At 32.4% G+C, this 1,935-nt stretch carries 2 protein-coding genes; both read right to left on the reverse strand.

What is annotated here, in order from left to right:
- Positions 1-271 precede the first annotated feature (271 nt).
- On the reverse strand, positions 272-1,030 hold the full coding sequence (locus E5167_RS15295; RefSeq protein WP_136845028.1) for a carboxypeptidase-like regulatory domain-containing protein: 759 nt from the start codon (positions 1,028-1,030) through the stop codon (positions 272-274).
- Positions 1,031-1,443: 413 nt separating this feature from the next.
- On the reverse strand, positions 1,444-1,797 hold the full coding sequence (locus tag E5167_RS15305; protein ID WP_136845030.1) for a hypothetical protein: 354 nt from the start codon (positions 1,795-1,797) through the stop codon (positions 1,444-1,446).
- Positions 1,798-1,935 lie beyond the last annotated feature (138 nt).

Genomic DNA, 1,935 nt, shown 5'->3' on the forward strand with positions numbered 1-1,935 from the left:
TAGTTTTCCTGTTGTAAGTTCGTCTAAAATTTTCAGTTTAAAAGGTTCTGAATACCGTCTGATAACTTTGTCATTTTTGTACATAATGTTTGAAATTATGTAGCCTTTATTCAGGACGGGTCAAAATGACGCACAACGTGTTTGTATATGGTTTGTTGCGTGTTTTAAGCACCTAATTTAGCAAATACAAACCGAATAGAAAATCCGCGAGGATTTTCGTAAGTAGGCTAGAACTAGCAATAAATTATATACGTTGTTGGCAACAGTATTTTTATTCAGTTATTATTTTAAAATATTTCATATTATGTGTAATCGAATCTCCAATTTTAACTGGATTCCCATTATAAATAGCCTTGTCTTTTTCACAAAGATTGTCGGTTACTTTAATAATTAAATTGTATCCTCTTTTTTTCTTGTTTTTCCCAATGACCATTCCAGTTATTAGACAGCCAAAGTCAGTTCCATTTGTATATGCTGACCAAGTTTGAGTCGGAACTTTTATAATATCTCCAATTTTCAGTTCTTTAAATTTTGTTTTAATCTCTTTCTTAGTCAATTTATGTTGTCGACGAATTTTGTCAAGTTCTGGGAAGTCAGGTTCAAACTTTCGGATAGCACAAGGTTTTTCGGTTTTAAAAATTCCTTTCTGGAATGCTTGAGTGTGTAATTCGGATAATTTTTCAAATTCTTTCTTACGTAGTCTGTCAACTTTTTTAGGTGACATAAAATCATAAGTAGAAGCCATAAATAGAACTAACTCTAGATTTTTACATTCCTTTGGAACTGCAATTGTAGCCCATTCATAACCCACTCCAGCAAAAATTAATGTATCCGTTTCTTTAGGTAATTCAATTTGGAAATATCCATTCAAGTCAGACTGTCCGATTTTGGTTGTGTCTTTGTCAAATATTGTAATTCCAATGGCACTTTCTAAAAATTGGTCGATTGTTTTTCCGCTTAAAGTCCGCTGTCCAAATGCGGAAAAAATGCAAAAAAAGAATGATATGAAAAATGTTATTTTAAATCTCAATGTTTTCGGTTTTTCATATTGTTGCCAACGGTCTCGGCTATGATTTCGTTGCGGAAAAATCCGCAGGATTCTTTCCGCCGTAGCCGAAAGATAGCAAAATTGCGGTGAATTCCGATAAGGAATTCAACCGCAATGAATTATAGCCAATGTTGTAGCCAGTTTTTATTTATTTAAGCGTTTTTTTTGTTCTTTCTCTGATTATTAAAAAACTCATAATTATAATAATACTTATTCCGATTAGTAATAATCCGTATTTGAATAATCCTGTTAGAAAAAATGTCAGGAATCCGCCATAACGACCTTTTTCAGATAATTGAACGAGTTCAGAAATGATGTTAGAATTCTCTAATAGGAAATAACAAACAATACATAAAAAACTAATTATGTATAATCTTGTGATTTTTAAACTCTTTTTAGTCATTTTCAATTTCAAACTGCGCCCAGTTTAGCACATTAAATTCTTTACTCCGAAAATTGGATAAGTCCGATTTATTAAATATCAATTCCACGCTCTTTTTGGGTCGTTCATAAGTCACAATCCAAGGCGAGCAAATTCGGTCTGTCAATTCGATTGATTCTGCAACCGAGCTTTTGTCCGTTATTTGTCCAATAATTTCTATCCGATATGAGCTTTCAAGCTTTTCATATTTTGAAATTTCATATCCGTTTTTACTATTCAGAGTTCCGCAAATCAGTTCAGCAAACTTCTTTCCTTTTTCAAGAGATTTTTGATTTTCAGTTACTAAAGTCAGTCGGAATTTTGTCATTTTTCAAATTGGCTACAACGGTTACGAGCATGAAATTTAGCGGTCATATAACCGCTATTTTCAGACTCGGTATTTGCCTTAAAAATAAGACAAATAGTTTAATTAGACCTATCCCAGCTATGTTTTATGCGCGTTGTT

This window comes from Pontimicrobium aquaticum (genome assembly GCF_005047595.1).
Lineage (GTDB): Bacteria > Bacteroidota > Bacteroidia > Flavobacteriales > Flavobacteriaceae > Pontimicrobium > Pontimicrobium aquaticum.

Coding starts and splice junctions, on each gene's coding strand:
- E5167_RS15305 (WP_136845030.1), bottom strand. CDS start 1,797: ATGACAAAATTCCGACTGACTTTAGTAACTGAAAATCAAAAATCTCTT.